We start from the raw sequence: 20,090 nt of genomic DNA, 5'->3' as shown, positions 1-20,090 counted from the left end.
TTAGATGTGATAAAAGCGGCGTAATATATGTAGAACAAATGGTGCGGACGGAGAGAGTTGAACTCTCATGCTTTCGCATACGGTCCTAAGCCGTACGTGTATGCCAGTTCCACCACGTCCGCACGATAAAGTAGTTTGGTGGCGCGCCCGGGGTGAATCGAACACCCAACCTACTGGTTCGAATCCAGCCACTCGATCCAATTGAGCTACGGGCGCAAAATTATAAAAACTATTTTCTATCCAATTCCATTAGGTGCGTACTGCCGGTTTTTCGCCTATGTTGACTTGGCTGCCATCCAGTCTTTTGAAAGAGTGCCCTTCGGAATCGCAGGGATTGCAAAAACCATAATCGTGGCACAAAAAGAACTCTTCCGGCATTATTATGTAAACATCTTCATTAAAGATATTCCCAAACTTATCTTTGTGGGCCGTGTAAAGCTTATAATGGCAATTATATATATCGCCGTTCGGCGCGAAAAGAACTTTTCTCATCCTGCAGTATATATCCTGCTTACCCTTCTGATTAAACCCCTCCCTGTAAGCTTCGTAGTTTCTTATGCCGTCTTCCTGTTCGCAAACAACATTATAGGCATCTTCACAGGGATATAATTTGCCTTCGTGCCGGCCAAAAAATCTCTGCAGCTTCACCACAGGATGGATCTTCAATAATTTCTGCCTGCACTCCTCTATCTTTTCCATATGCGCCGGGTGAGCCACTATGAAAAGGCTGTGCACCATATGCCCCGCCTTTTTTACTTTCTGCACATTTTCTATGAATTTTTCTATAGGCGTATACATAAAATGGTACGAGGCATTGAATTTCAGGCTTCGCCTTCTTCTGATGGCTTTTAACTGCTTTATGCCTTTGTCAAAAAACGGCGATGTAAAATTTGACGTGACCGTGATCTTCCAGTCATTATCCAGATTATTGAGTATATACACAAAATCGGGGTGCAGGGTCGGCTCTCCGCCCGTAATAGATATCTTCTTTTTCTTCGGAAACCTGAAAAACCGCTTCTTTGTCCTGCCCGCTACGCTATTAAGGGCCTCTACCCACTTAGCGCCTGACACTATCGGATAATGGGCAATCTGCACATCCGGCAGGGTTATCTTCTGCACACAGTATTCACACGGCAGGCTGCAGTTTAAATTCAAAAATACCCCGAAGTAATAATTAAACGGGGTGTTTATTATCTTTGGCCTTGCATTCATATTTGACAATTATAACCCTAATACGGTTATTATCAAAGTAAATTCGGGCCGACTATTGACCTTATAGGCCATTATCTCCTATAATATAGCCATTATGAAGAAGCTTCGATTTAAGCCCAGTGAAATTTTATTTTCACTAACAGGCCGGTGCAACCTCACCTGCTCCCATTGTGCTGTCAAAAAAGGACGATCTTCCCTAAATACCAAAACCGCCATAAAATTTATTAACGCTTGCGCAGATTTCGGAATCAAGCGTGTCGGATTTACAGGCGGCGAACCTTTCCTCGCAACAGGCTCATTAAGTAATATCATAAAAGAAGCTATACACCGAAATATATCTTTTAACCGCATAATGACAAACGCTGTATGGTTTGGCACAAAAAATGAGTTAACCGTAAAGCTTAAGAAAATATTCGACGCTGGCTATGATGGCGATATATGCGTCAGCGTTGACGCATTCCACCGCCAGGACCTTAAGAAAGTTGCTCTATTCATAGAAACGGCAATAGATATATTTAACCGGCCTGACATAGTGTCTATTGCCGCGGTAATAGGCGCGAAAGATGGCCAAACTCGCAAGATTTTAGCACGGCTGGCGCACGTCTTAAAGGCCCATATAAAATTTAGTTCACCAAAAAATGCGTCTATAAGAAGAGCTGGATTATTTATAAAAATATTTTATCTTGATCTGTCTGCCGTAGGAAAAGCCGCGAAATTAAAAGACCTATGGGATGGAAAATGGTTCAAGGATGACTTTTGCCGTGGGCCGGGAAACGCATTCTTTGTGCTTGCGGATGGAACGGTAAAGCCGTGCTGCGGGTACGCAAACGATTCGGATATACTTACAATAGGCTCCATTAAAACAGATACTCCGAAAAAACTTCTTGGTAACGCCGGGAAAAATAGATTTGTATCGGCAATATTCGGCAAGGGGCTACATTCTATAAGACGCTCTCTTGAAAAAAATGGCGCGCGCTTCCCCGGCAAGACCCGGAACCATTGTTTCTTCTGCCACTACCTATTAACTAACTTCGCTCAAAAGTTTTCAGCCAAAACCTCATAGTAGCTTTGCGGATGCTTGCAGGCCGGACATTCCTTCGGCGCTTCGCTACCCTCAGTTACATATCCGCAATTTATACAGTGCCACTTCACTGACACCTTCTTGCCGAAGATTTCTTTATTCGCTATGTTATTGATCAACTTCCTATATCGCGACTCGTGAAATTTCTCAACTTTCGCAATCTGCTCAAATGACCTTGCCACTTCCGGGAAACCCTCATCCTTGGCTATCTTCGCAAAATCTGAGTATAGCGTTGTCCATTCTAAATTCTCTCCGGCGGCTGCCTCCCCAAGGTTTGTTTTTGTGTCTTTTATCGCGCCTGCGGGATACGTAGCCGTTATTTCGACGTCGCCGCCTTCAAGATGCTTAAAAAATACCTTGGCATGCTCCTTCTCATTCTCGGCTGTCTCGGTAAATATGTTTGCTATCTGTTCAAAACCTTCTTTCTTCGCGGCTGAGGCGAAATATGTGTACCTGTTTCTTGCCTGCGATTCACCAGCAAACGCTTTTAATAGATTTTTCTCTGTCTTGGTGCCTTTAATCGATTTTAACATGCCTTTAACCCTCCTATATTTTGTGTGCTGTCCATTATATCCGAATAAACGGCCCAGACAAGCAAAATCTTCCCGTATTTTTATTATGCTTGAGTTTTTGTCCATTTAAAGGTATAATACGCGAAAGGCTGAGGGGCGTTTCAAACGTGAAAGGATCCTTAGTCAAGGTTAAAAAAGGAGGCAACATGGGGTATCAAGGCGGCGGTGGATTCGGTTCAGGTCCAAGAGAGATGCATAAAGCGACCTGCGCAGATTGCAAGAAAGAATGTGAAGTGCCGTTTAAGCCAAGAGAAGATCGTCCGGTATATTGCAAGGATTGTTTCTCTAAACGCAAGAATAGCGGGCGTTAAATAATAAGTTCATTGAAACATAATTGTAACTATTGGGACGTGTTACATTTTAACACGTCCCAATTTTTTTGAAACATAAGAAATTCTTCGTGGGCTATTTGGAAAGGTGATTTTACATGATTAATACGTTAAAGCCGCTTTTAATAGGTGATCTTGAAGTCAAGGTGCCTATCGTCCAGGGAGGCATGGGAGTCCAGGTGTCGACTGCGTCTCTGGCAAGCGCAGTAGCCAATTGCGGCGGCGCAGGAACTATTGCCAGTGTTGGATTAGCATATGGCATAGATGAACAAGGAAGAGAATTTGTTGAGGCTTCTAATGAAGCCCTTAGCAATGAGATAAGAGAAGCAAAGCGATTGACCCGAGGCGTTGTTGGGGTCAACATCATGGTAGCATTGAGCAACTTTGAGGATCTTGTAAGGACCGCTGCTAAAGAACATACGGATTTCATCGTATCGGGGGCGGGATTACCTCTAAAACTGCCGGAGTACACTGAAGGGTCATCCACGAAACTTATTCCTATAGTTTCATCGGCGCGGGCAGCCGACCTAATCATCAAGACCTGGAAAAAACGGTACAATATATTGCCCGCCGCGATTGTGGTAGAGGGTTCTATGGCAGGCGGACATATAGGATTCAAGCTTGCCGATTTACTCGGACATACGGAAGAGCGGGTTGAGGATCTGTTTACTTCGGTCTTAAAGATGGCAAGTGGATACGAAAAAGAATATAACGCGCACATACCGGTAATCCCTGCGGGCGGTATTTTTGATGGCAAAGACATGGCGCGATTTTTAAATATGGGAGCCGGGGCAGTCCAGATGGCTACGCGCTTTGTCACGACTTTTGAGTGTTCGGTTTCAGAAAAATTTAAATCTAAGTACCTGGAAGCCGGTAGTGATGACGTCATCATAATCGACAGCCCTGTCGGGATGCCTGCCAGGGCAATTAAAAACCGCTTCACGGACAGACTTATTTCCGGCGAAAGGGTTCCATTCAATTGCCGCTATAAATGTCTTAGGACATGCGATCCGGCAACCGCGCCATACTGTATCGCCAAAGCCCTTTGTAACGCGGCGCAGGGCGACATAGATAATGCTGTTGTTTTTGCCGGTAGTAATGTATCGAGAGTTAAAAAAATCGTATCGGTAAAAGAGCTGGTGGATGAAATTGCAGGCGAGGCGCTGCGTGAACTAAATAATGAAAAGAGGCAATAATATGGCTAAGATAGTAAGATCTATAAAAAAACGCAGATTTTGCAAGCTCGGCAGCTGTAAGCAGCTTTTAAGCATATATAATTTCTCGGCATACTGTCATGTTCATCAGCATATAGCTTTAGCCAAGCAGGCTGCTGCTGTAACACATGCATAAAATTAAAGACAAAAGGAGGATGCGTGGCCAGAGATAACTATTCGTATAAGAAATACCAAAGAGAATTGGCGAAGAAAAAGAAGAGAGAAGAAAAAGAACAGAAAAAATTAGAAAAGAAGAATGCCCAGTCTAAGGAAGAAGAGGGCCAAGCTCCAGATCAAAGTATCGCGACAAACCAATAACTCAATTAAAAAAAGAGCGAACACGTACCTTTACCAACTTTTGCCGGCCTTATCAAGAAAACCCGCCGCCGTTTCGACACAACCGATACACGAAAGCTTCTTAAGCCGTCTTATCTCCTTGCACTTTATAGAACCTGCTTTAGACATGAATATATTACGGCATTCTTCTGTTTTATCCTGATAATTCTTGTCTAAAATAAATTTTGCGGCGTATAGAGCTCCGCATTCGCCTTCCGGAGCTCTGCCGCTGCCAAAAGACGCAAATAGATGAACAGTATTTTCATCTAAATCGAATTTCTCCCTGAACGCCGCTATTACCACCTGGGCGCAATTCAGTTTCTTAGGACCGCTTCTATCAGTATAATATGCTTTCGCTTTCGCAACACTCATGGCTCACCTGTGATATTTATTTACCCAATATTTTTATCAGTTCGGAGATCTTGGCATCAAGGACACGATAACACGTCTTAACGCCTTCTTTTCTCATCTGGACTATTCCCTTGGCCTTAAGGAGTGCCAGATGCTGCGAGGCTGTGGACTGCGGGATCCTTAAAGCTTTTACTATTTTTTTTACATTGCACTCATTATGCATTAAGCCTTCTACCATCTTAAGGCGTATCGGATGGGCCAGCGCTTTTAAGATCTCGCTTTCTTTTTTATAATCGGAAATCATGCGCACATATCCTTAATCGTATTATATGGATAATACGATATATATTTCACTTTCTCAAGTATTTTATTAAAAATAATGAAAAAGCCTATGACTGATGTTCCGATCATAGGCTTTAATGTTGAGGTTCTTATCATATAAGCCGAGGGGAAACCTCTCGCTATTAGGCCCATCCCACATGGGGACACTCCATGTACTAAGATGTCACTTTGTGGGATGGCCCCATTTCAAGCCTTTTATGGTTCGCAGTGGCGTCAAATTTAGGGTCGCTGGATCAAGCACGTTAGAGACGCCTTTCTGCGTCAAAACGACCCGCCTCTCTACTTCCCTACCTGCGGCCAGATTAAATCATAGTGAACACTGCGGCCCTTGCCGGACAATTGGTGTAGTATCTTTTTATCTAGCATATCTGAAATCTCACGGAATGCCGTAGCACGGCTTGCTTTTGTTATACTTACATATTTTCGCGTCGTCAGCCCGTCGGTAAAATTACCCGGACCTAGCTCCAACATACGATTGATAATCTTCTTCTGCCTATCATTAAGCTCATCTTGGGCGTGCTGGTTCCAGAAATCGATCTTCATAAAGACATTTGCTATGATATCGCGTGAATCCTCGATAGACATAGTAATACATTTAATAAACCACAAAAACCATTCTGTTGGCTCAATACGGCAACGTTGTACACCTTCGAGGATATTATAGTATTCATTTCTCGAACGCATAACCTGGGAAGAGACGCTGTAAAACCTCACCCTCATCTTTTCATCCTGCGCTAACGCCATATCTGTTATAGCCCGTGCAAGTCGCCCATTGCCATCTTCATAAGGATGGATCGTTAAAAAACGCAGATGAGCAACAGCGGCACGCAGTATGCCGTCAGAGCTACCTTGAGATGAATTCCACCATTTTAGGAAAAGTCGCATCTCCTCATCGAGGCGATCTCTTGGCAATGCCTCAAAATGTACTTTTTCCTTACCGGCAGGACCGGACACTATTTGCATAAGCTCATCGCCTCTTGGCTTACCGGTTTTAATCTTTCTTAATCCGGAATAACCTGTAGGGAACAATGCTGCGTGCCAGCCATTAAGCCGTTCGAGCGTTAGAGGTTTATCGTGAAAACGAACGGCGTCCAGTAAAACATCTACGAGGCCGTCAATATTCCTATTATGTGGACCTACGCCATACGGTAGGCCAAGCTTCACAGCTACCGATGATCGGACTTCATCACGATTTAGCTTTTGCCCTTCGATTTCTGCGGTACGAACGGTTTCTTCAACTAGAATAGCACCTTGGGCCTCAGTTTCAAGCTTGATGTCCAAAGACGCAAGGCGCCCTAATAGCTTACCTTGTAATACACGTAGTTCACTTAATGGTTTAAGTAAAACCGCGTTGTCATATTTGAAATCAAACCAGTTTTTGCGTTCCCAAATATACTTCATATGTATGCTTTCTGAGGCGATTATGGCTATTAATCGCTTCAATATGTGATACAATTATATCATCAAATGCTTCTTATGGCAAGTATTCCGCTGCTAATCGGATTTAAGCTATTTCTCAAAATGCAGGGCTTTTTCAGACGAGCTTCTACATCCGTAGCAAGGCCCGTGCAATAACTTTTGTCTTTTAGGCTCTGGAGGATATAGACGCAATACATAACATGTTGCCCTCCTACGCTCCCCTATGCGTAAACGAGAGGGAGCTTCGGAGGGCACTTCTTCTAAATGAATCTCGTGGGAAGTGCCTGCACTTCTTCATCTGCCCGTGTGTCAGTTTAAACGACTTCTCGTACAAGCAGCATTACGATATTAAGCCGCGTTAGATCGGATAATGCCCTGAAAAAACCAGTGCACAACTTTATGGGATATGTTTTCTTTTTCATATTCGTATATGCATATATGATAACGCAACAAAAAAGACCTATCAATAAATATTTTCATGAAAAAGTTTTATTTTTATATCTTATAAGCCTTGATGTTAGCGCAAAGGGCTAATAGGTGACCTGTTCTGGCATTGCGGCATTTAGAGATGACTTCTATGTTCTTGAATCCCGTTTTCTCCATAAGAGCCAGGAAGTCCTTTTCCACTAACGCGCCTCCGATGCACCTGAACCAATCGCTGTGACTTTTTCTTTCCTCTTCCGACAAAAGCTCTTTTAAAACAATCTCACAAAATACAGTCCGGCCTCCCGGTTTTAATACGCGGTAAACTTCTTTCATCACTGCTTCTTTATCAGGAGAAAGGTTATATATGCCGTTACTGGCAACGACGTCAAAAAAATTATCGTTAAAGGAGAGATTGTCGGATTCACCTACAGAAATTTCCGTGTTCTTTATCCCTGCCAGTTCCATGTTTCGTTTTGCCTTGTTCATCATATCTTCTGAGATGTCGAGGCCATAAGCTTTGCCCTTTTCTCCGACGGCCTTGGCATAAAAGTAAAGATCCAACCCTGCTCCACAACCCAGATCTAAGACCACCTCTCCTTTTTTTAATTCTATAAAGGATTGGGGGTTATTCGCTCCGGTAAAGGATTCGGTCAGGGAAGAGGGCAATTTATCCAATACCTCTTTAGGATAGCCTACTTTTAAGGCAAACATTTTGCCTACCGGAAAATTAAATACACCACAAGGGTTTTTTGATACTTCGCTATATTTATTCTTAACTAATTTCTTGATTTCATCCGGGTTTATATTGAGCATTTGATACCTCCTCTAAAATACCAGCGTTTGTTTGCTTGTTTTTATGGCATTGGCAACATCTGTCAGGCAACAGACTTCGGCACCTTCGATTAACTCTTCCTTTTTCAGTCCTCTTGCTTCACAGCAACTTCCGCAAACCAAGACTTTAACGCCCAGCTTGATTAATTCTGATAATTTTTGGGCGAGGTTTAAGCCTTTCAATTCCTCCGGAGGATTTTGTGCTTTCTTAGCGCAGAAAACCGCTTCATCGAACAAAATTATCTCTGCCTCTATATTCACATCCAACAGGCCCCCGGCCAGGCGTATCCCATTCCATGAACGCATAGTATTTGGTCCTTCATTTAAAATAACTGTAATTTTATCCATAATGCACCCTTTCTTTCTTGGTAACTTTATCCATAAGTCAATGTCATAAGGCGTCTTTCTGGGTATCCGTAATGAAATCGACCTTTGGATATTCTCTTTTTACGACATTAGTCCATGACTTTTAACTTAACCTTTCGTTCAAAATAGTTGCCTATCATTCCTTCTTTTGGTTTGCCTTTGACAGATTCACCTTTTGTAGGCATAACCTGGAGCATCAATTCTGCATCTTGGGCAGCATCAGAAGGTTGAATTGTCATTGGAAGAACAGAAATTTTTGTTCCTTCATATCCTTCTAATGTATCCCCGACAATTCTGCATGACATCGGTAAATTCACATCCCATCCGGGCGCGAACTTTGACAAAGAAGTTGTTCCTATGGTTCTAGGATCTACATAAAGCCAAGCATTTCTGTAAGGAGATTCCTCTTTGTCTGCTTTTGAGCGACCGATTACTGTGAGGATTGTTTTTTTCTCACCCCTCTTGACCTCAATGAGAAAGCTCCCATCAATCTGTTTTAACGACTTTTTTGTCCCCTTGTCCAGAATATCAATAATAGTCAACCCATCATCTTTCCAGGGCCCGTTATTCACGTGACAGGAAAGACAATTTTTCGCCTCTCCGAGTATCCCAACAGCAGGTGGGTATGCCCATACATCCCTTGCAAATGCTACCAATATCAACAACGTTGAGATCTCAATTATTTTTTTCTTCATCTTCGTCTCCTTTTGAATTATGCAGATATTATACAATGTTTTACTTTTTCTTTATTTTTTCTAACTGTACAATTAGTTCTGATTCTTCTATTCCGGGGTAATGGCTTACATATATGATTTTTCTGTTTCTATCTATCAGAAAAATATTCTTTAAAGGGCAGGCGCCCGGATAATATTCTCCGCTAAATAGCCCTGTCACTTCACCCTGTGGGTCGTATAGAAATCTAAATGTTATTCCCTTTTCACGAATTATATTTTCAACAGTTTTTCTGTCTTCTCCAAGTACACTTATAGCGATTACCTCAACTCCCTTTTCTTTATAGAGATTGTCAACCTTTTCTATTTCGGGAAGTTTCATCTGACAACCACCACAGAGATTGGTAAACCATAAAAGGATGGCACTGGTATCTTTTTTAGGCTCCGAAAGCACGAATTTTCCGCCATTAAAATCATTCAGGGCAAAATCAGGGACTTGATTTCCAGTCTCAGGAATGAATCTAGACGCACCTTCGGCTCCGGCTTGTTCCTGTCTCAATGTGAAAACCGCTGAGGTCAAAATTAACATAATTATTAGCAGCCCATGCAGGTTATGATGTTTCATATCAAGCCTCATATTTTTGTTTTATTTCACCCCACACTTTTTCAACACCCACATCATCGGACACCAGTTCGTAAATGCGGATTGGAAGAGATTAAACCCTACGAATGCGGTAAACCATAGCCATATCGGACTTACGTAATGAGCCAGCACGAGACTTATAAGTATGAATGAGCCTGCGATACCACGCAAAGTTCTATCCACCATGACGCTCCTCCTTAATCCTTCGGCTTCGCTCAGGATTAAGCCCTGAGCCTGTCGAAGGGCTTAATAACTGTAACGTAAACGGCAATAAATATTAGAATCGCCCTTAAACTGGCCCCAATCCGCATTATTTTGGTTTCCGAGAAATATATTACCGCCAATGACAATACTCCACGCATCTGTGGCTTTCCATGAGAGTGAAGGCCTGAGGTATGTATCGTGGTCTACGGGACTATAAAATACAAAGATGGACGCGTTAACCGTTTGGTTCGCGAAGAGCTTTGTTAGTCGCAACGTGAACTGCTGATATACCTTGTCATCTTGTGAGTCCCCGGGTAGAAGGCTGTTCTTATAGGCAGCATAGTGAAGCATCTGTATAATATAGTACTGGAGACCCACTTCAAAATCGTTCTTGAACCCACGCTTATACCCAACGAGATACTGCACGGTCGAATCTTGCACTAATCGGTTCTTGGCATAATCATCTTCTTTTGAATCCAGGAGGCCTGTTTCAAAATTAACTATGCCGCCAACAACCGGAACGGGCCCCTGGATGCTTGCTCCGTAGACATCGAGCTCGGGATAATAAAGCAACCCTGTCTGTTGGTTCTTGTAACCTACGGGACTCTTATAATAACCGTGGTTATAATAGAGAGCCCATTCGTAGCTATTCACTGTCCCATAAAGCCGCGCTGCCACTTCGGTATTACTGATCTTCATCGGAGGCTCGACAAAGTATCGGTTAGACTGCGTCCCAACTATCCGGTTAAACAATGGATCAAAGAAGGAGATCCTGTTTCCATTCGGCACATTATTAGGCGTAAATGCCGGTATGGCCACAAGGTCGAGAGATGCGAACGAACTAGAGAGCGTAAGACGTCCCGCATATGACGGCAGCTTAAGATACTCATCGTCCCTTCCTATGATGAACGATGTGTAGTCTTTCGGGAACTGGTCGTTTATGAATATATAGTCCCCCGTGCCCCATGTCAGTATCTGTTCGCCGATCTTAACATCCGCGAAACTGAAGGGCGTAAAAGCTATATATAGTTCCCGTGGCCCCCACCACTTTGGTTGTTCCGTATACTCATCCATGAGGACATCGGTCTTGAAGAAGATCTCGGTGTTCCACTCTTTAAGGATGGCAAGCTCATCAGGAAAATACCGTAGCTTGAACTCTGCCCGCTGCTCTGCCATATTGTAGCCATTCTTCGACGCCAGCTTGTCATCATTAACTTTCAGCCCAATGTCGGTTTCGACAAAGCCATGGAGCTTTGGCGCTTCGGCGGCAGGCGCTACGGTGGACACACACATACTTACCATAGCTATCGCCATCAGAATTGCCAATATTTTATTAATATTCATCTTTGTCATGGTAATCAGCTTTAACAAGAATAAAGTTCTTTTTAATCTCCAATCCATTGTCTAGGAGGTCTGCGTAGTAGTCTTTCTTGGAAAATATCCGAGGTAACTCCCACATTATAGGAAACTTTTTTCATAGTAATTTCGGTATACCGCTCACCCTCGAGATCCTTCATTACCGCTTTCGCGATTGTCGGTGTGCCTTGAATAGTTTGAATCTCCTGGGTTTCATAAACCTTGTAAAGCTTTCCCTTGAGGTCATAGTGCTCTACTTTAAGCGGAAGATGCGTTACTTTATCAATCCAGAATTTCCGATAGCTAAATCCTGCTTCGTCCGGACGTTTCGGCGTGCTTTTAACCACAAGGCAGGGTTGCGTGCCAAGACTTTCTTCGCCCATCAGATCATTAGCGTCCTCATCAAGAGCGCGTCCTGAAACATCCTCATAAGTAAAGTCTGATCCCGCAAAGCTAGTACGCTTGTCACTTGAAGCAATGCGCTTGACCAGATCTATCGCAGGTAAATACATCCAGCGATCATCATCGCGGCCAATGTGCTTCAATACCAGAAAACTCATCCCTTTAACATCTGCAGGTTCGTGAAAATAGATGTAATAAGACTGATCGCCGCCGGGTGTATCATTAAGACGAAGCATGGTTAAGCGCCGCTCTCGGACTTGGCCTTGACGGTTCACGATGCGCATAGATATCTCGCTTTTAGCATCTATCTGAGGATAGTAATAAGCTAAAAGCATATCACTCATCGCCGTCTTTCCGCTTTGCGTGTCTTCGGCATAAACATTATTCGTGTAAAAACCGCTCACAAATAACATAAAAACAACAGCTGAAACATAGAGTATTTTTTTCATACGCCACCTTCCTTGATTAGTTTTCTACGCCCTAATTGAATTAGGGCTGGTAGATAAATAACACTCATTACCGATGAAAGAACCATAATTGCCGCCATAAATACTCCAACGGTGATATATGGAGTTAAGGCTGCAAAAGCCATTACTGCAAATCCCGTGGCAAAAAGGGTGGCATTAAGAAAAATGCCTTTCCCCGGTCTGGCTACCGTCCAAATAAGCGCCTCTTTAAGGCGAGGGTCTTCTTTATACCGCTGATGGAACCGCCCAACGAAATGGATAGCAAAATCAATAGCCATGCCCAAGGAAAGTGTGGATAGCACGGCAACCGGCATATCAAAGTCTTTTCCGATTAACCCGACTACGCCATAAATCAACGCGATTGTGAAAAGAAGCGGCAGAAAACTCAATACCCCCCACAAAAACGAACGGGTCTGGAAGAGAAGGAGTATCAATACCAGAACGAGCCCCCAGAGGAAGCTGTTAACCATCCCCCAAAGCACCTCATGGTTCCATACCATATTAAAATAGGCGATTCCAGCTGGTTTAAAATTCGCTCCTTCCGGCAACGGATGCGAAGCAAAGAAGCTATTTGCCCGGCTAATTACTGACTTCATCGTATCAGCATCCCAACTTTTCAACTGAATAATTATATTGGCAGTTTTAAGAGAAAAATCAGCAACGTTATCAAGGTGCCGAGGTTTTGCCGCTGATTGTAAAAGAAACAGGTATTGCCCTACTTCTTGCTTAGAATCCGGTATGCGATTGAATAGCGGTGCATCATCATGCATAACCAGATTCGTGCGTTTAATATAGTCTGCCAGGGAAAATGTCTTCCCAACAAGGGGGTCTTTTTCCAATTCACGCTGAAGGCCTTCAATTTGACGTAAAAACACGGGATCCCCCACAGCACCATCGTCTTTGGCCTGAACGACCAAATAGGCTGTGGAAGTTCCACCGAGATATTTATTCATGAGACGATCTGCGGACCTGACTTCACTATTGAATTTAAACCAATGGACCATATTGTTATTAACATGAATGCGCGTAAGGCCTGCCATCGCCACTATAAACAGCACGATACCCACAAGTATGATTGGCTTGGCCTTTTCTACACAAAAACGTCCCAAACGTAAAAGCGACGGGGGTAGCTTATCTCCTTTTCCCTGCGCTGATGCAAGCTTTAAAATATGCTTTTCGGGAATAAGCATAAGTAGAGCCGGAACAAAGGTATAGCTCATAAGAAGGATAACCAGTGTCCCAAACGCAACAACAAGCCCGAAAATCTTGACCGGAACGATGGTAACTGTCGCAAGCGCGGCAAAACCCACGGCTGTGGTGACATCCGAATAAAAGACTGGATGAGCAACAACTTTCATTGTTTCCAGAATGGCCTTGCGTTTATCGTGCCCTTCACCTAATCGGAAGGCAAACTCATTAAAAATGTGAACCGCATCGGTTGCAATAGCCATTAAAAATACCGGGGCCATAGAGCTCATGATATGGACAGGAAGCCCTAAGCCGATCATTCCTCCCATGCTCCAGATGATACTGATCATTGCAACAGCCATGTTAGCAATAATCACGGTGACATTGCGAAACATAAACCATAACGCGACACACATCACAAAACCAGCTATAGGAGAAAAAAGTGCCATCTGGCGAAACATCTCTGTTCCGAATGTATCGCGGGCAACCGGATCTCCTGCAAGATAAAAATGATTCTGACCTGAATTTTTCGGCAGTACTGTACGGATTTTATCTGCTATTTCCTTACCGTTGGCGGTCGGCTCTATAGGGATAAAGATCGCTACGGCTTTCCCGTCCGAAGAAATAAATCGCCCCGCAAAAAGCGAGTTATCTAAAATGCTTTTGCGCAAAGCTGATAGCGTACTTTCAGTCTGTGGAATATCACCTAAAGCAGGCCTGACAACAAGCTCACCCTCATTAGAAAATACATTCTCTACGGTTGACAAACTATCCACATCCCGCACGATTACGCCGGGGATCTGCCGAACAGCATTCGTCAGATCCTTAATATAGGTAAGGGTCTGCGGGTTAAAAACCCCATCCGTATTGACTATTCCTAATACAATCACATCAGGATGAAGGACAAAGTCTTTTTCCACCTTATCGTTATACTGGCGAACGGGAGAATCCGCAGGAAGCATATGCTTGGGATCGGTATCGATTGTAATCTTTGGAAACTGCGCCATGAAGAAAAGGCTAATGACAATTACGAGTCCAATAATAAGCTTAGGGCGGTCTAAACCGATTTGCGTTAAACGTTCGAGTTTCATCCTTCGGCTCCTTTCAGTCGCTCAGGATGACCCTGAGCTTGTCGAATGGGTCATTTCTCCCCCTTATCTATCCATTTACCTAAACGGCCGCTGTCTGCGAGTTGCTCCATCAACACTTCTCGTAAGATCGCACAGGCTTTGAGCATTTTTTGATTTGCGCATTTATAGTAAACATTAAGACCCTCTCTTCTTGCGGCAACGATCCTACGCTGGCGTAGTATGCTCAAATGTTGAGAAAGATTCGCTTTAGGTAATTTGAGACTTTTCCTTAATTCTTCAACGCTTTTTTCTCCTTCGCCCAATAAATTTATGATCTTTAACCGTGTTGGGTTAGCCATGCTTTTACAAACCTCGGCATGCATTTGAAACATTCGCTCTTCCATATTCTTATCCATTGCTACGCCTCCTTATAGTTATTTTCATAGTTTATGTATTTCGAAACTACTTTACTATGCAACTTATAGATTGTCAAGCTTTTTTATATTTATTTTTTCCCTACTAAGCTCACTCTTAAAGCAATCGATAATAAAGCCGTCTATCCTTTTCCAAATATAAGAGCTAAACCGGACGGGTTTTAAGTTACCTTTCTTATCCTTATATCTTAAGTCGTAAGTTTTAACTTTTTCATATAAGATAAATATGGCTTGTGATAGGATCTCTTCCCCGAAACGAGCGCGATATGCCGGGAATGCTATATTATTGATCCGGAAGATTACAAACCAGACATGGCGTTCTACAAGCTCATTCTTCTTTTTCTTGGAGCGCCCCTGCGCTTGCTTGATAAGGCGTCGTTCTTGATATAAGGAGATTTTAGGATATTTGTGTCTAAGATGGCGATAGGTTTCGAACATGGCGGTATATTATATAACCCGGATATCCGAAACCGAATCAAAAATAATTGGGCGTCTCCCCTCACGGCGGGCGATCAAATTCAACGATGGGGCGCCCTCTCCGTATACAGCCCAGGGTGAATCTGAGGTTACCAATCCTCTACGGAAGATGCAATCAAATTTAAGATTTATCTAAATTAATGTTTAAGGTTTAACTATGGGAACGAACTGAATAGGCAAAGGGTAAGAAATATCTTCTCCAGGACTCCGCTGTGGAATTAAACATATTTGAGCCCATAAAATAATCAACAATGGCTTCACGCATACGGCTAAGCTCTTTAATACGAGCATGGGCTTCGCTATTATCCAATGTTAAATCCAAAAGCTCAAGAGCACGTTCAAAGGCTTTTTGGCTATATGCAATATTATCTTTTGCCTGCCAGCTTAAAGCACGCTCGACTTCGCTGCCTATATTCGCCATTTGCTCCAGGAACGATAGACTATTCCATCGACCTGACGCGAGATCCTTATGTTGATAACTCATAGGATTATCCATTTAGCGACTATCAATATTATTCTTTTCTGCATTTCTTCGTTTTCCACGCCGCGACTTCTATTTGGTACGGACGGACGTATATTAATCAGTGAATCAAATTCAATAAACCCATCTCCTTTTAATTCCGGATAAAGGTTAATCCCCCATAAACTTTTCTGCTTCGATCCATCCTCAATAAGCAGCGCTTCCAAATCCGAATGAAGCTCGGCATCAAGGGCGATTAACTCCCTATCCACATCAACAACTGCTTTTACCAAATCCCCAAAAGTATTTGCAGCTGTTTTCTTAAGCTCGTTTATTGTAATTTTCTTATCTACTATTTCCATATTTTCTTCTATTCCAAAAAATGGGGTCCCTCTCGTATGAGCCGAGGGGAAACCTCTCTAACCCTCAAATGACACTTGATGTATCAAACACCTTAATATGTACCACATTCCGCAATTCAGAGAGGCAATTCCTCGCTGATTTCTGGGATGGTGAGATAAAAAATATACTATTACTATTTTCCTATTGCGTAAATAAATGGGTTATTTCAAGGCTGCTGATTGTATTTTTGCCTGAGAATATCCCCGTATCCATACACCAAAAGAAGTTGTAGGAAACCGATACTGACCTTTAGAACCAGGCTTAGGGACAATAATCTTTCTTTGTAATAATGTTCTAACTGCATTATTGAAAGTTGTCGGCTTCATTTTAATTTCATTTTTATCTAATTTATCCCTAATCTGCTGCCTTGAAATCCAGCTTCCTTTTATTTCAATATCTATTTGAGACATCGCTTTTAGAACTTCCCTATATTCATCTGAATTAATTTTATCAAAATACATTTCTTCAAAATATTTTACCCCAAGTTGTTGAAAAGCCCCATTTTCCTTAAAAGCACCTTTATCAACATCATTTTCATCTATATTATTATCGATATCCGTGTCAAAAGCAGAATGTGCAAACTGTTGTACAAAATGAGGAAAACCTTCCGACCACCATCCAATCCAATTTTCTGCTTCAGGCGTAATTGTTACTGCAAAACCATTTTCTTTCTCTGCACGTCTTAATCCAGAACGCACAACCTCTTTTCTTTCTTCTAGGGATAAACATTGCAAAGTAAAAATTTCAAAGATACGTGGCGAAGACTCATGACTACTTTTTAGTTTTCTTACCACATCTGGCAAGCCCGATAATCCAAAACAAATTCTATCTGCACCTTTTTTTGTTAAACGTTCGGTTAAAATTTTTAATAACTCGCCTAACCTGGCAGATTCATTTGGTTTGTCAGCTTCATCAATCAAAACTATAATTCCGCTTATCTCACCACCAAATTCTTCCAAAGTCTTTGAAATCGTATGCGTTAAATCATCTAATAATTCCTCAGGATTAAGTGATGTAGCAGGCGTATTATATCTGACTCCGGCAACTTCCCAATTTTTCAGGAAGCTCCAAGCTGTTTTAAGTAATTCCTTCGCGCCACTATATGACGCCACTTCTCTCTGAAGTTCTGTACCTAGCTTCTTAATGATATCTACATACGAATTTGCAGGCGTCAATTCCAAATTCACTTTAATAAATTTAAACTTCTGTCCATCGAGCGCTAGTATCTGTCCAGTCGCCACACATTGCATATAGTACAGCAATGAAGATTTACCAATCCCCCTTTCACCTTGCAATAAAAAATGATTAGGATTACCTTTGGATGTCTGGAATAAAATACGTTCTAGGGCCATAATTTCTTCGATGCGCCCACAAAACATTCCGGGAGGAACGATACTACCAGGACGAAATGGATTAAATCTCATATAGGTTTCCTGTTAGTTATAATTAAATGGTTCGACTTCTATCCAAAAACTGGGGTCCCAAACGAGACAGTAGTCGAGTCACACAACAGCCTACAGCACAGCTAGTTATAGCATTTTACCGAAGAAGGCGCGCTCGGCTCGAGATATCTCTCGACATCCCCTTTCCAACTACTTACGCGAACTGAACTTTTTTCTTGGGATGAATAATCTGCTCTATTCTATGCCTTATACTTCCCCGTAATGGCGTTGCCTGGATCTTTACAGTATAGCCTATGGATAAAAGCACCTTTTCAAGTGTAGACATGCTGCTAAATTCGCCATTTTCTATTTTTGATATGTGCTGCTGCGTCACCCCTATCTTTTTAGCAAGATCTCCTTGTGTTAAATCATTTTTGATGCGATAGTCAATGATGTGCTTGACAATCTTTAATTTTTGCTCTTCAAGCTCATATAGTTCTTTAAAATAAGGGTCTTTTAACTTCTCTTTTAAATGTTCATCTACTCTTTCTATCTTCATTATAATCATCCCCTTTGGTTTTGCTTAAATATTTACTTCTTCTTTCTATTGCTGTTTCTATTTCATTCTTTGGCGTTTTGCCGGTTTTCTTAATAAATCCGTTAGTAAATATAACCCTATCTTGATGGTAAAAGAAATATAAAACTCTTATATGCCCCTCTTGTCCTCTAAATCTTAGCTCAAATACATCATTTCCTATATATTTAGCATGCGGATAAGGCAGTTTATGGCCAAATTCTTCTAATAACTCTTTAACAAAAAAGAACTTACGTTGTGTTTTAAAATCCAAAGAATCTATAAATTCTCTTACCGGACATTTGCCGGATTCTGTCAAATAATAATAGCTTACTATCCTACCCACAAAGCCTCATCTCCACCTATATAAAGTATACAACTAAATGGTTGTATTGTCAAGAGGTTAGTTTAAATATTTTTTAGAAAACTACGTGCCGCAACAACTAAAAGGAACACAATAATAACCACGGGATATGATATAAGCCATATAACAATTGTTTTTAACTTTGAACGTTTTTTGATATCTCGAATTGTAATCGGGGGTCTTGATAAAAAGTATATCCAACCAAGAAATAGCCATGCACAGTACACTAAGGCCGCCCACATAAATGGCCAGATCTTGGCGACATATCTTCGCCTTGCGTCGTCATAAATATATAGGGCTAGCAATATGCTTATTGTATGTGCTGCAAAAGCGATTATTAATACTAGAATTAATTCCATTTTCGCTTCACCCTCGAGGGGTCTTCCCCTCGCAAGCGAATCGGAAGCTATTAACTCAATACCATTTTTATTCCATAAAAATTTATACGCCCAGGGAGATGGACGATCTTCGCTTCGTTCAATGAGTGTAAAAAATATTTGCTTATCAACTCTTTCAAAAATTACCTCCCCACGCATAAGACCTACATAGCCTTCTTCTAAATCATAAGTTTCTTTTCGAGCATCTCTAATTGAGCGCCGTAATGGTAATTTTATTTCATCAAATATATCTCGAATTTTCTCGTCATCTTTTTTATAAATACCAATAATATCAAAATATTGCCCAGAACCACTGGTATTAGTTAAAACATATTCATCGTTTCCATCATTATTTATATCAATTTTATGAATTTCATTAATACCATCCTCCGGCATATCTATGCCCTGTTTCTTTAATTGCTTATCAAAACCGCTAACCTCTTGTTCGTTGAAAGCCGTATGGATAATCTCTGAAAAACATATCGAAGAAATACTTAATACAATGAAAACAACTATCCACCCTATTATTAAATGTTTTTTATCCATTATGCTCCATTTATTAATCAAAAATGTTATTAATCCGCTCCCCTATCAGTAAAGGAATCATAAAATGATTTAAGATTAATGGCCGCGGTATTTGCATAGTCATGCCCCTTAGTGGCACTTAAATATACTATAAAGTCTTTGTGTCCAAGCTTCATCGCCATCTCATCAAGCTCTTTAATTAACGCTGTAGTCATTAATCTGTGATTTGCTCGTATTTTTCTTGATGAAAATAACTGCCATATGGCAGTAACAATAAAGGTAGCTACAACAGCAATCAAGATATTCATAATTAAGCACCTCTAGAATGTTAACCTCTGCGCTCTATGGTTCGCAGTGGCGTCCAATAACTAACTCAAACAGGACAGTAGTCGAGCCTGAAAAACCAAATCCTCTAACTGCTTGAAATCACACGAGTTATTGAAGTCTCTCGTGGTTCGACTACTGTCTCGAAACTGGGGTGGATGACGGGATTTGAACCCGCGACGTCTTGAGCCACAGTCAAGTGCTCTAGCCGGGCTGAGCTACACCCACCACAAAACTCTTTGCTTCTTCATAAAATTGGCGTCCCTGGCCTGATTCGAACAGGCGACCCTC

27 protein-coding genes and 3 tRNA genes are annotated in these 20,090 nt (G+C 41.8%); 5 read left to right on the top strand and 25 right to left on the bottom strand.

Going from position 1 to position 20,090, the window contains the following annotated elements; all coding sequences use genetic code 11:
* Window positions 1-39 precede the first annotated feature (39 nt).
* From Q8R38_04800 to Q8R38_04790, 3 genes are all read right to left on the bottom strand, one after another.
* Window positions 40-122 (bottom strand) — tRNA-Leu (locus tag Q8R38_04800).
* A gap of 17 nt (window positions 123-139) precedes the next feature.
* Window positions 140-216 (bottom strand) — tRNA-Arg (locus Q8R38_04795).
* A 33-nt stretch (window positions 217-249) separates the two neighbouring features.
* Entirely contained in the window at window positions 250-1,212 is a 963-nt protein-coding gene (locus Q8R38_04790; protein MDP3791341.1) for a radical SAM protein, read from the bottom strand.
* A 94-nt stretch (window positions 1,213-1,306) separates the two neighbouring features.
* Here Q8R38_04790 and Q8R38_04785 point away from each other — a divergent pair, with 94 nt between their 5' ends.
* Window positions 1,307-2,275, top strand: a complete 969-nt coding sequence (locus tag Q8R38_04785) for a 4Fe-4S cluster-binding domain-containing protein (GenBank protein MDP3791340.1) — start codon at window positions 1,307-1,309, stop codon at window positions 2,273-2,275.
* Here Q8R38_04785 and Q8R38_04780 read toward each other — a convergent pair.
* Window positions 2,248-2,826 carry a rubrerythrin family protein gene (locus Q8R38_04780; GenBank protein ID MDP3791339.1) on the bottom strand — a complete coding sequence of 193 codons (579 nt, stop codon included), beginning with the start codon at window positions 2,824-2,826 and terminating at the stop codon, window positions 2,248-2,250. The two genes, Q8R38_04785 and Q8R38_04780, sit on opposite strands and share 28 nt — an antisense overlap.
* Before the next feature lie 185 nt (window positions 2,827-3,011).
* On the opposite strand from Q8R38_04780, the gene Q8R38_04775 reads away from it, so the two are divergent.
* The 4 genes from Q8R38_04775 (at window position 3,012) to Q8R38_04760 (ending at window position 4,726) form a co-directional block, all read left to right on the top strand.
* Window positions 3,012-3,176, top strand: a complete 165-nt coding sequence (locus Q8R38_04775) for a DNA-directed RNA polymerase (GenBank protein MDP3791338.1) — start codon at window positions 3,012-3,014, stop codon at window positions 3,174-3,176.
* Between the two features lie 116 nt (window positions 3,177-3,292).
* The gene (locus Q8R38_04770; GenBank protein ID MDP3791337.1) at window positions 3,293-4,390 is read left to right on the top strand and encodes a nitronate monooxygenase family protein; all 1,098 of its coding nucleotides are present in this window, start codon (window positions 3,293-3,295) and stop codon (window positions 4,388-4,390) included.
* Between the two features lies 1 nt (window position 4,391).
* The gene (locus Q8R38_04765) at window positions 4,392-4,544 is read left to right on the top strand and encodes a hypothetical protein (protein MDP3791336.1); all 153 of its coding nucleotides are present in this window, start codon (window positions 4,392-4,394) and stop codon (window positions 4,542-4,544) included.
* A 23-nt stretch (window positions 4,545-4,567) separates the two neighbouring features.
* On the top strand, window positions 4,568-4,726 hold the full coding sequence (locus Q8R38_04760) for a hypothetical protein (GenBank protein ID MDP3791335.1): 159 nt from the start codon (window positions 4,568-4,570) through the stop codon (window positions 4,724-4,726).
* Window positions 4,727-4,756: 30 nt separating this feature from the next.
* On the opposite strand, the gene Q8R38_04755 is transcribed toward Q8R38_04760, so the two are convergent.
* The 21 genes from Q8R38_04755 to Q8R38_04655 form a co-directional block, all read right to left on the bottom strand.
* Window positions 4,757-5,116: a C-GCAxxG-C-C family (seleno)protein gene (locus tag Q8R38_04755; protein ID MDP3791334.1), complete on the bottom strand. Its 360-nt coding sequence runs from the start codon at window positions 5,114-5,116 to the stop codon at window positions 4,757-4,759.
* 16 nt (window positions 5,117-5,132) lie between these two features.
* Window positions 5,133-5,399 (bottom strand): metalloregulator ArsR/SmtB family transcription factor, encoded by a 267-nt coding sequence (locus Q8R38_04750; protein MDP3791333.1) that lies wholly within the window; start codon window positions 5,397-5,399, stop codon window positions 5,133-5,135.
* 317 nt (window positions 5,400-5,716) lie between these two features.
* On the bottom strand, window positions 5,717-6,838 hold the full coding sequence (locus Q8R38_04745; protein ID MDP3791332.1) for a DUF4172 domain-containing protein: 1,122 nt from the start codon (window positions 6,836-6,838) through the stop codon (window positions 5,717-5,719).
* Between the two features lie 513 nt (window positions 6,839-7,351).
* Entirely contained in the window at window positions 7,352-8,095 is a 744-nt protein-coding gene (locus tag Q8R38_04740) for a methyltransferase domain-containing protein (GenBank protein MDP3791331.1), read from the bottom strand.
* Window positions 8,096-8,107: 12 nt separating this feature from the next.
* Window positions 8,108-8,461 (bottom strand): DsrE family protein, encoded by a 354-nt coding sequence (locus Q8R38_04735; protein ID MDP3791330.1) that lies wholly within the window; start codon window positions 8,459-8,461, stop codon window positions 8,108-8,110.
* Between the two features lie 107 nt (window positions 8,462-8,568).
* The gene (locus Q8R38_04730; GenBank protein ID MDP3791329.1) at window positions 8,569-9,174 is read right to left on the bottom strand and encodes a hypothetical protein; all 606 of its coding nucleotides are present in this window, start codon (window positions 9,172-9,174) and stop codon (window positions 8,569-8,571) included.
* 40 nt (window positions 9,175-9,214) lie between these two features.
* Entirely contained in the window at window positions 9,215-9,775 is a 561-nt protein-coding gene (locus Q8R38_04725) for a peroxiredoxin family protein (GenBank protein MDP3791328.1), read from the bottom strand.
* Between the two features lie 21 nt (window positions 9,776-9,796).
* Window positions 9,797-9,979, bottom strand: coding sequence for a DUF2892 domain-containing protein (locus Q8R38_04720; GenBank protein MDP3791327.1), 183 nt, complete (start codon window positions 9,977-9,979; stop codon window positions 9,797-9,799).
* A gap of 60 nt (window positions 9,980-10,039) precedes the next feature.
* Window positions 10,040-11,350: a hypothetical protein gene (locus tag Q8R38_04715; GenBank protein ID MDP3791326.1), complete on the bottom strand. Its 1,311-nt coding sequence runs from the start codon at window positions 11,348-11,350 to the stop codon at window positions 10,040-10,042.
* Window positions 11,351-11,382: 32 nt separating this feature from the next.
* On the bottom strand, window positions 11,383-12,204 hold the full coding sequence (locus Q8R38_04710) for an outer membrane lipoprotein-sorting protein (GenBank protein MDP3791325.1): 822 nt from the start codon (window positions 12,202-12,204) through the stop codon (window positions 11,383-11,385).
* Window positions 12,201-14,501, bottom strand: coding sequence for an MMPL family transporter (locus Q8R38_04705; GenBank protein ID MDP3791324.1), 2,301 nt, complete (start codon window positions 14,499-14,501; stop codon window positions 12,201-12,203). Before Q8R38_04705 ends, Q8R38_04710 begins: the two co-directional genes overlap by 4 nt.
* 50 nt (window positions 14,502-14,551) lie before the next feature.
* Entirely contained in the window at window positions 14,552-14,896 is a 345-nt protein-coding gene (locus Q8R38_04700; protein ID MDP3791323.1) for a metalloregulator ArsR/SmtB family transcription factor, read from the bottom strand.
* A 63-nt stretch (window positions 14,897-14,959) separates the two neighbouring features.
* Window positions 14,960-15,352: a hypothetical protein gene (locus Q8R38_04695; protein MDP3791322.1), complete on the bottom strand. Its 393-nt coding sequence runs from the start codon at window positions 15,350-15,352 to the stop codon at window positions 14,960-14,962.
* A gap of 190 nt (window positions 15,353-15,542) precedes the next feature.
* Window positions 15,543-15,875, bottom strand: coding sequence for a hypothetical protein (locus tag Q8R38_04690; GenBank protein ID MDP3791321.1), 333 nt, complete (start codon window positions 15,873-15,875; stop codon window positions 15,543-15,545).
* The gene (locus tag Q8R38_04685; protein ID MDP3791320.1) at window positions 15,872-16,213 is read right to left on the bottom strand and encodes a DUF5674 family protein; all 342 of its coding nucleotides are present in this window, start codon (window positions 16,211-16,213) and stop codon (window positions 15,872-15,874) included. Before Q8R38_04685 ends, Q8R38_04690 begins: the two co-directional genes overlap by 4 nt.
* 201 nt (window positions 16,214-16,414) lie before the next feature.
* On the bottom strand, window positions 16,415-17,677 hold the full coding sequence (locus Q8R38_04680; protein MDP3791319.1) for an ATP-binding protein: 1,263 nt from the start codon (window positions 17,675-17,677) through the stop codon (window positions 16,415-16,417).
* A 172-nt stretch (window positions 17,678-17,849) separates the two neighbouring features.
* A complete protein-coding gene (locus Q8R38_04675) occupies window positions 17,850-18,194 on the bottom strand; it encodes a helix-turn-helix transcriptional regulator (protein ID MDP3791318.1) in 345 nt (114 codons plus the stop codon).
* On the bottom strand, window positions 18,172-18,555 hold the full coding sequence (locus Q8R38_04670) for a type II toxin-antitoxin system RelE/ParE family toxin (GenBank protein ID MDP3791317.1): 384 nt from the start codon (window positions 18,553-18,555) through the stop codon (window positions 18,172-18,174). The genes Q8R38_04675 and Q8R38_04670 overlap by 23 nt, the downstream gene beginning before the upstream one ends.
* A gap of 62 nt (window positions 18,556-18,617) precedes the next feature.
* A complete protein-coding gene (locus Q8R38_04665) occupies window positions 18,618-19,496 on the bottom strand; it encodes a hypothetical protein (GenBank protein MDP3791316.1) in 879 nt (292 codons plus the stop codon).
* A gap of 29 nt (window positions 19,497-19,525) precedes the next feature.
* Window positions 19,526-19,690, bottom strand: a complete 165-nt coding sequence (locus Q8R38_04660) for a hypothetical protein (GenBank protein ID MDP3791315.1) — start codon at window positions 19,688-19,690, stop codon at window positions 19,526-19,528.
* A 259-nt stretch (window positions 19,691-19,949) separates the two neighbouring features.
* Window positions 19,950-20,027 (bottom strand) — tRNA-His (locus Q8R38_04655).
* Window positions 20,028-20,090: the final 63 nt, after the last annotated feature.

Source organism: Candidatus Omnitrophota bacterium (assembly GCA_030695905.1).
Taxonomy (GTDB): domain Bacteria; phylum Omnitrophota; class Gorgyraeia; order 2-01-FULL-45-10; family 2-01-FULL-45-10; genus CAZHPY01.
This window is presented reverse-complemented; position numbering and strand designations above follow the sequence as displayed.

Coding starts and splice junctions, on each gene's coding strand:
- Q8R38_04790 (MDP3791341.1), bottom strand. CDS start 1,212: ATGAATGCAAGGCCAAAGATAATAAACACCCCGTTTAATTATTACTTC.
- Q8R38_04785 (MDP3791340.1), top strand. CDS start 1,307: ATGAAGAAGCTTCGATTTAAGCCCAGTGAAATTTTATTTTCACTAACA.
- Q8R38_04780 (MDP3791339.1), bottom strand. CDS start 2,826: ATGTTAAAATCGATTAAAGGCACCAAGACAGAGAAAAATCTATTAAAA.
- Q8R38_04775 (MDP3791338.1), top strand. CDS start 3,012: ATGGGGTATCAAGGCGGCGGTGGATTCGGTTCAGGTCCAAGAGAGATG.
- Q8R38_04770 (MDP3791337.1), top strand. CDS start 3,293: ATGATTAATACGTTAAAGCCGCTTTTAATAGGTGATCTTGAAGTCAAG.
- Q8R38_04765 (MDP3791336.1), top strand. CDS start 4,392: ATGGCTAAGATAGTAAGATCTATAAAAAAACGCAGATTTTGCAAGCTC.
- Q8R38_04755 (MDP3791334.1), bottom strand. CDS start 5,116: ATGAGTGTTGCGAAAGCGAAAGCATATTATACTGATAGAAGCGGTCCT.
- Q8R38_04750 (MDP3791333.1), bottom strand. CDS start 5,399: ATGATTTCCGATTATAAAAAAGAAAGCGAGATCTTAAAAGCGCTGGCC.
- Q8R38_04745 (MDP3791332.1), bottom strand. CDS start 6,838: ATGAAGTATATTTGGGAACGCAAAAACTGGTTTGATTTCAAATATGAC.
- Q8R38_04740 (MDP3791331.1), bottom strand. CDS start 8,095: ATGCTCAATATAAACCCGGATGAAATCAAGAAATTAGTTAAGAATAAA.
- Q8R38_04735 (MDP3791330.1), bottom strand. CDS start 8,461: ATGGATAAAATTACAGTTATTTTAAATGAAGGACCAAATACTATGCGT.
- Q8R38_04730 (MDP3791329.1), bottom strand. CDS start 9,174: ATGAAGAAAAAAATAATTGAGATCTCAACGTTGTTGATATTGGTAGCA.
- Q8R38_04725 (MDP3791328.1), bottom strand. CDS start 9,775: ATGAAACATCATAACCTGCATGGGCTGCTAATAATTATGTTAATTTTG.
- Q8R38_04720 (MDP3791327.1), bottom strand. CDS start 9,979: ATGGTGGATAGAACTTTGCGTGGTATCGCAGGCTCATTCATACTTATA.
- Q8R38_04715 (MDP3791326.1), bottom strand. CDS start 11,350: ATGACAAAGATGAATATTAATAAAATATTGGCAATTCTGATGGCGATA.
- Q8R38_04710 (MDP3791325.1), bottom strand. CDS start 12,204: ATGAAAAAAATACTCTATGTTTCAGCTGTTGTTTTTATGTTATTTGTG.
- Q8R38_04705 (MDP3791324.1), bottom strand. CDS start 14,501: ATGAAACTCGAACGTTTAACGCAAATCGGTTTAGACCGCCCTAAGCTT.
- Q8R38_04700 (MDP3791323.1), bottom strand. CDS start 14,896: ATGGATAAGAATATGGAAGAGCGAATGTTTCAAATGCATGCCGAGGTT.
- Q8R38_04695 (MDP3791322.1), bottom strand. CDS start 15,352: ATGTTCGAAACCTATCGCCATCTTAGACACAAATATCCTAAAATCTCC.
- Q8R38_04690 (MDP3791321.1), bottom strand. CDS start 15,875: ATGAGTTATCAACATAAGGATCTCGCGTCAGGTCGATGGAATAGTCTA.
- Q8R38_04685 (MDP3791320.1), bottom strand. CDS start 16,213: ATGGAAATAGTAGATAAGAAAATTACAATAAACGAGCTTAAGAAAACA.
- Q8R38_04680 (MDP3791319.1), bottom strand. CDS start 17,677: ATGAGATTTAATCCATTTCGTCCTGGTAGTATCGTTCCTCCCGGAATG.
- Q8R38_04675 (MDP3791318.1), bottom strand. CDS start 18,194: ATGAAGATAGAAAGAGTAGATGAACATTTAAAAGAGAAGTTAAAAGAC.
- Q8R38_04665 (MDP3791316.1), bottom strand. CDS start 19,496: ATGGATAAAAAACATTTAATAATAGGGTGGATAGTTGTTTTCATTGTA.
- Q8R38_04660 (MDP3791315.1), bottom strand. CDS start 19,690: ATGACTACAGCGTTAATTAAAGAGCTTGATGAGATGGCGATGAAGCTT.